The 6,368-nt window shown below is 34.4% G+C and carries 5 protein-coding genes; 1 reads left to right on the top strand and 4 read right to left on the bottom strand.

All coding sequences use genetic code 11. From position 1 onward, the window contains the following. Positions 1-255: 255 nt before the first annotated feature. On the top strand, positions 256-1,281 hold the full coding sequence (locus GXM17_RS11050; protein WP_163399392.1) for an outer membrane beta-barrel protein: 1,026 nt from the start codon (positions 256-258) through the stop codon (positions 1,279-1,281). 515 nt (positions 1,282-1,796) lie between these two features. Here GXM17_RS11050 and GXM17_RS11045 read toward each other — a convergent pair. From GXM17_RS11045 to GXM17_RS11030, 4 genes are all read right to left on the bottom strand, one after another. Next, positions 1,797-2,708, bottom strand: a complete 912-nt coding sequence (locus GXM17_RS11045) for an N-acetylmuramoyl-L-alanine amidase (RefSeq protein ID WP_163399391.1) — start codon at positions 2,706-2,708, stop codon at positions 1,797-1,799. A 32-nt stretch (positions 2,709-2,740) separates the two neighbouring features. Then, positions 2,741-3,271, bottom strand: coding sequence for a hypothetical protein (locus tag GXM17_RS11040; RefSeq protein ID WP_163399390.1), 531 nt, complete (start codon positions 3,269-3,271; stop codon positions 2,741-2,743). A 33-nt stretch (positions 3,272-3,304) separates the two neighbouring features. Continuing rightward, entirely contained in the window at positions 3,305-4,618 is a 1,314-nt protein-coding gene (rimO, locus tag GXM17_RS11035; protein ID WP_163399389.1) for a 30S ribosomal protein S12 methylthiotransferase RimO, read from the bottom strand. Between the two features lie 214 nt (positions 4,619-4,832). Next, positions 4,833-6,350: an OmpP1/FadL family transporter gene (locus GXM17_RS11030; protein WP_163399388.1), complete on the bottom strand. Its 1,518-nt coding sequence runs from the start codon at positions 6,348-6,350 to the stop codon at positions 4,833-4,835. Positions 6,351-6,368: the final 18 nt, after the last annotated feature.

Genomic DNA, 6,368 nt, shown 5'->3' with positions numbered 1-6,368 from the left:
ATTGGCTTTTGTTATATTTGTCTGTAAAAATGTACATTTCATTTTAAATTTGTGTACATTTCATTTTTGCGATTATATTTGAAATGGTAAAAAAATAGATTTCGATTGTTCTACTCATACAAAAGTTAATAAATTCGCTGAAGAAAATGATGATGATTTAGACAGATTTGAAGTTCATAAAGTGCAATCGTATTATGTAATAGAGATAAAAAATTAACTAACCAGAATCAATTAATAACTAAAACCAAATTACACATGAAAAAATTATTATGTATTTTATCATTAGCCTTAACTACAAGTGTTGCCTTTGCACAAGATGAAACTCCGGAAACTACTCCTTTAGAAATTACGGGTTCCGGGGATATATATTACAAATATGATTTTGCTAAAGTTCCTAATATCCCAACAAGTTTCGCAACAGATCAGAATTCTGTTTCTTTAGGAATGTTAGATATTGCTTTGAAGAAAAAAATCAAAAACATTTCTTTCGTAGGTGAAATTTCTTTTGGACCAAGAGGTCAATACCAATCAATACCAAATGGCGATGGAAGTAGTTCAAATGTGGACAATTCATTCCACATCCAAAACTTGTATGCAAGCTACGCGTTTACTGATAAATTTAGTATGACTGCGGGTTATATGGGTACATTTATTGGGTATGAGGTAATCTCTCCTGTGGCTAACTTTCACTACTCTACTTCTTATTTGTTCTCTTACGGACCATTCCAAAATGCAGGTATTAAAGCGAATTATGCCATAACTGAGAAATTTGGAGCAATGGTAGGGTTATTTAATGACTCTTGGAATACATATAAAGCTAATCCAAGCTATGGATTAAATGCTGTAGGAGGTCAATTGTCTTACGTAACTGATAAAGCGAGTGCTTATTTGAATTTTATGGATGGCTCTGTAAGCGGTACTATTTTTGACCTGACTGCAACTTTCCAATTAACTGATAAATTCAAGTTAGGCTTAAACGCTGCTGATTTTTCAAATGAAGGCGATGTTGGTTATACAGGAGCAGCTTTATATCCATCTGTTGCAATCAGTGATTCTTTTGGTTTAGGATTACGTGGTGAATATTTTAAATTCAAAGAAGGTTCTGGAGATACAGGTGTTACTGCTTTTACTTTGTCAGGAAATTATAAAATAAATGGTTTGACTATTATTCCAGAGTTTAGACTTGATTCTAATTCAGATGAAGTTATGTTTGTAGATTCTGATTTAATGCCTGCTAAATCTGCTTCTCAGGTACTTTTAGCTTTGGTTTACGGATTCTAAGAACCAATTACAACATACACTCTTTATAGAGATAAAGACTGATATTTTTTTTTTTTTTTTTGGAAGCTGTCAAAAATTATTAAATTTTTGGCAGCTTTTTTATTGTTACTAACTGATTTTGTATTGCTTTTACAAGGACAATAATTTAGTATTAAGTCAAAGAGAAAAAATTTTGAACTACCCTCAGGTTTTAAAGTAGGTCAATTTAATGTAGCTTTATGTATGTTCGTATTGTTGAGAAAGTTATAATATAAGGGATGTCAGGCTGAGCGGAGTTGAAGCCCTTTCTGTTGTAATACATTTTATTTTAATGAATAGTAATAACAAAGAAGTTAAAATAAAGTTGGTTGTTTATCATAAAATATTCAAACCATTACTATCGGAATATCGTTCAAATTTGAAATGAATTTTACAGGAAATAGTCCTTAAGAAATTTAACAAATAAAAAATAAAATAAAAAAACGCATTTCTTAATTTATCAAGAAATGCATTTTTATTATTTTGAGAATAGGTTTTTATTGAACCTGCTTCTTATAAATCGAATAAATAGTGTCAATTGTTTTGCGGTCTAAAACAGAACTGGTGTCGGTTTGAATATAATGCAATTTAAAAGCCTGAATCGCTGCCGAAAGATTTTTGGTATTGTAACCAATAATTCGCAATGCAGGTTCTATTTTAAAATCAAATGGAGCTTCTTCCAGAACTTCATCAGGCCATATTCCAAAACCTTTCTCAGCTAATGTTTTCCATGGAAATAAAGCACTTGGGTCTTGCTTTCTGCCTGGAGCAATATCAGCATGACCTAATATATTTTGTGTAGGGATATTATAGTCTTTTTTCAATTTTGTCAAAAGGGCAACCAAGCTGCTGATCTGAGCTTCTGTGAAAGGTTTGAATCCGTTATTGTCTAGCTCGATACCTATTGATGAGGAATTTAAATCGGTGTTTTTTCCCCAGCTGGATGCACCGGCATGCCAGGCTCTTAAATAGTCATTAAGCATCTGGACAACTTTTCCGTTTTCAGAAATAATGTAGTGGGCACTAACCTGAGTTCTGGTTTTTGTAAATGTGCTTACGGTTTGCTGCAGCGAATCCTGAGCGGTATGATGGATGATAATAAAACTTGGTTTTCTTAAATTGAAATTGACAGTTCCTATCCATTCAGTGGTAATTCCGTTTAATAAAGAGGTAGATCCTGTTTTAGAAAGCGTATCCTTGACGATGCCTAATTGTGAAGCGTAGGTAGTATCAATAACCACAGGCGGAACTACAGGTGGTATTGGCTGAACTTCTTTACTTGTAATTTGATTTTCAAAGTTTTTAAGCTGCTGATCGTAAACTTTCTCAGTAGTTTTATATGGGTTTTTTGTCCCGCAGGAAGTGATAATAATAGCTGAAATCAGATAATAAAAATGTTTCTTTAACATGTTTTAATTACATTTAAGGTTAAGTAGAGATATTATTCTGCAGGTTTTGTTTCTTCAGTATCTTCTTTAACTTCTTTTTTATCTTTCTTTTTTTTAGATTTTGTCTTTTTTATTTCCTTAAAATTAGCCATAAAAGCAGTATATTTTTCCACCTGACCCGGATTTAAAAAAGCTGTTATTTTTTTTGTAGTGACTTCTCTTAATGCATTTATTTGTTCGATTTTCTGATCCTGGCTGCTGCTTTCGTTTTTCAAAAGAACACCTTGCTCCCTCATACTGTCTGCCAGAACATTTGTAATGGCGATAACCTGTAATTCATCAAGATTTACTTCGGGCTTCATCTGCTCAACAATTTTTGCAGCTGTTTCCTCAACAGGAACTTCTTTTGGCTTGCTTGGGCTGCTTTGTGGTCCCTGCATCATGCTTCTGTCCATGCCCATTCCGCCGCCTCTGCCATATCCGTTACCATAACCATTATTATATCCGTTTCCGTATTGTGCTGAAACAGAATTATAGCTAAATAAAGCGAACACTAAAAGAAAAATAGAGTGAATGGTTTTCATAATTTTTAAAATTGATGATTGGTTATCGTAAATTTAAGCAGGTTCTCCGTATAAATCAAATTCTGTTGCTTCTATTATCCTTATATTAACAAATTCACCAGTTTTTACATAATGTTTTGATGCGTCTATTAAAACTTCATTATCCACATCCGGACTGTCAAATTCTGTTCTTCCAACAAAATGAGCACCTTCTTTTCTGTCAATGATACATTTGTAAACCTGACCTATTTTTTCCTGATTCAAATCCCATGAAATCTGCGACTGCAATTCCATAATTTCATTGGCTCTGGCTTGTTTTACATCAGCAGGGACATCATCTTCCAATAAATATGCATGTGTGTTTTCTTCATGAGAATACGCAAAACAGCCCATTCTGTCAAATTTCATTTCCTGAACAAAATCTTTCAGAATTTCAAAATCTTCCTGAGTTTCTCCCGGATAACCTACAATCAAAGTAGTTCTGATCGCCATTCCCGGAACTGCAGCGCGGAAATCTTTCAGTAACTGAGTCGTTTTAGCCTGAGTGGTACCACGACGCATTGATTTTAAAATATTGTCAGAAATATGCTGTAACGGAATGTCAATATAATTGCAAATTTTAGGTTCGCGTTTCATTAGTTCCAAGACATCCATAGGAAAACCGGTAGGATAGGCATAATGCAGACGAATCCATTCAATTCCTTCAACTGCTGCCAATGCTTCTAAAAGTTCTGCAAGATTTCTTTTTTTATAAAGGTCAAGGCCGTAATAAGTTAAATCCTGAGCAATCAGTATTAATTCTTTAACGCCATTTTTGGCTAAACCTTGCGCTTCTTTTACCAATTTTTCAATTGGCTGAGAAACGTGAGCACCACGCATTAACGGAATGGCACAGAAACTGCAGGGTCTGTCGCAGCCTTCGGCAATTTTTAAGTAGGCATAATTTTTTGGAGTAGTCGTTAAGCGCTCTCCTAATAATTCATGTTTATAATCGGCACCTAAAGCTTTTAAAAGCTGAGGTAATTCAGTTGTCCCAAAATACTGATCTACATTCGGAATTTCTTTTTCTAAATCCGGTCTGTAGCGTTCAGATAAACATCCTGTTACAAAAACCTTGTCAACCAAACCTTTGTCTTTTTTATCAGCATATTCCAAAATCATATTTACCGATTCTGCTTTTGCATTGTCAATAAAACCACAAGTGTTGATTACGATAATGTTTCCTTCTTCTTTTTCAGGAGCTTCATGTTGTACTTCTTTACCATTTGCACGAAGCTGGCCCATTAATACTTCACTGTCATATACATTTTTCGAACACCCAAGAGTGATTACGTTAATTTTGTTCTTTTTTAAAGACTTGGTTCTCATACTTTTATAAATTGGAGTGCAAAATTACACTTTTTTATTCAAACACCGCTTGTTTAGGTTTTATTTAGGTCTAATTTATGTAGCTAATCCTGCTGTCCGTTCTATCTTTTGTGGCGAACCCCGCCACAAAAGGATGCCACTCCCATCAGGGCTAAAAAAAAATCCGCCCAGTAAAGACCAGACGGAAATCTTCAATCATCTATTTTGATTTTAATTACAATTCAAATAATAAGGTCAAAGAAACATTATTGAGTTTTGACTTAATATTGGCGGTATCAGTTAATCCAACATTGAAAAACCCCTGATTAGATTCTCTTTCGGTAAAAGAATAGGCGAGGTCAACTTTGGTTGAACCAAAATTATAACCTAAACCGCCGGAATAGCTGTTTAAATCACCAATTGTTGTCCCGTTCTTATAAGGGCTTCCTTCAAAGCGATATCCTCCGCGTAAGCTTAATCTTTTGATTTTGAATTCTGCTCCAACACGTAATTCACCGTTTGTTGTAAACTGGTTGTTCATGTTGCTGTTTAATTGTCTGAATCCTGAATCACTTGTAGGTTTGAATTTAGTATTCCCATAATCTTTAATAGAATAGTCAACACTGATTAAACCTGATTTTCCAAATATATAAGCACCGCTAAAAGTGAATTTTCCCGGAGTTTGTAAGTCGTAAGGGTCATAAACATTGATAATGCCCGGATTTTTGTCTTCATAAAGTTCCGGTCCTCCTTCTGCTTGTCTGGTTGTGTATAAACTTTGTGAGATTTCATCATAAAGGCTGTACCAGGTATTTGATTCGTAAGCCAATCCAAGTCGAAGTGCTTCTGTTACTTTTGCAATTGCTCCTAATTGAAAAGAAAATCCGTTTCCATAGGTGTATAATTCGTTGTTAAAACGCAATTGAGAAATGGTTTCTCTTGACTCCAATGGTTTGTCATTGTCTTCATAAAAACTACTGCTTCTTCTGTAGTCAGTGATATGGACATTTAAATTGGCTCCAAGATAAAGTTTGTCCTTATAAGATGTAGCAATATTAAAACTTAGTTTGCTGTTGTATCCTCTTGCATAGATTTCGTTTTCCTGATAATACTTGTCTTCTGAAGTACCGCCTGCAGGAACATTCGTGGTGTACAAGGTGTTGTTAGGGTCGAGAGGGCTTACAGGGCTAATAACTTTTCCTTTGACTCCAAAATAAGCTTGTTGTTCATCATAAAACAGGTCTCTGTAGTCAAAGCCATTTATGTTTCCTAACGGAATTCCATCGGCGTATTCCAAAAAATAGCCATCAATAGAATTTTTGGTATTGGTGCCTACGGAAACAATATTATTGTTGAAGTTATTAGTATTTTCATAATTTGCGCCAATAGCTATTTTTTTCCAGTTGCTATTTGGGTTATAGTCGTTAAAAACAAATACAGCTCCGGCCTGATTTAAAATAAATGAGTTTTCCTTATCGCTCATTTGAGTTCCAAAATAATCAGAGTTGTTTTTAATATTCTGATTACTAAAAGTTACACCAACCTGATTATTTGTAAAAACAGCTGATCCTGCCGGGTTTACAGATAATGCAGAAAAATCACCTCCAAGTGCTCCAAAGGCACCTCCCATAGATCTAAAACGGGCAGTACCTGTTATATTGTCCTGCGCATATCGCATTGCATCCGATATTTCCTGACAATATGAGATGCTGGCAGTTAGTCCTGTTATAAGTAGGATGAATATTTTTTTCATTTTTGGTTGAATTTTAAT

Source organism: Flavobacterium fluviatile (assembly GCF_010645065.1).
In the GTDB taxonomy this organism is placed as follows: domain Bacteria; phylum Bacteroidota; class Bacteroidia; order Flavobacteriales; family Flavobacteriaceae; genus Flavobacterium; species Flavobacterium fluviatile.
The sequence above is the reverse complement of the archived record's forward strand: the minus strand, read 5'-3'. Positions and strand labels throughout refer to the sequence as shown.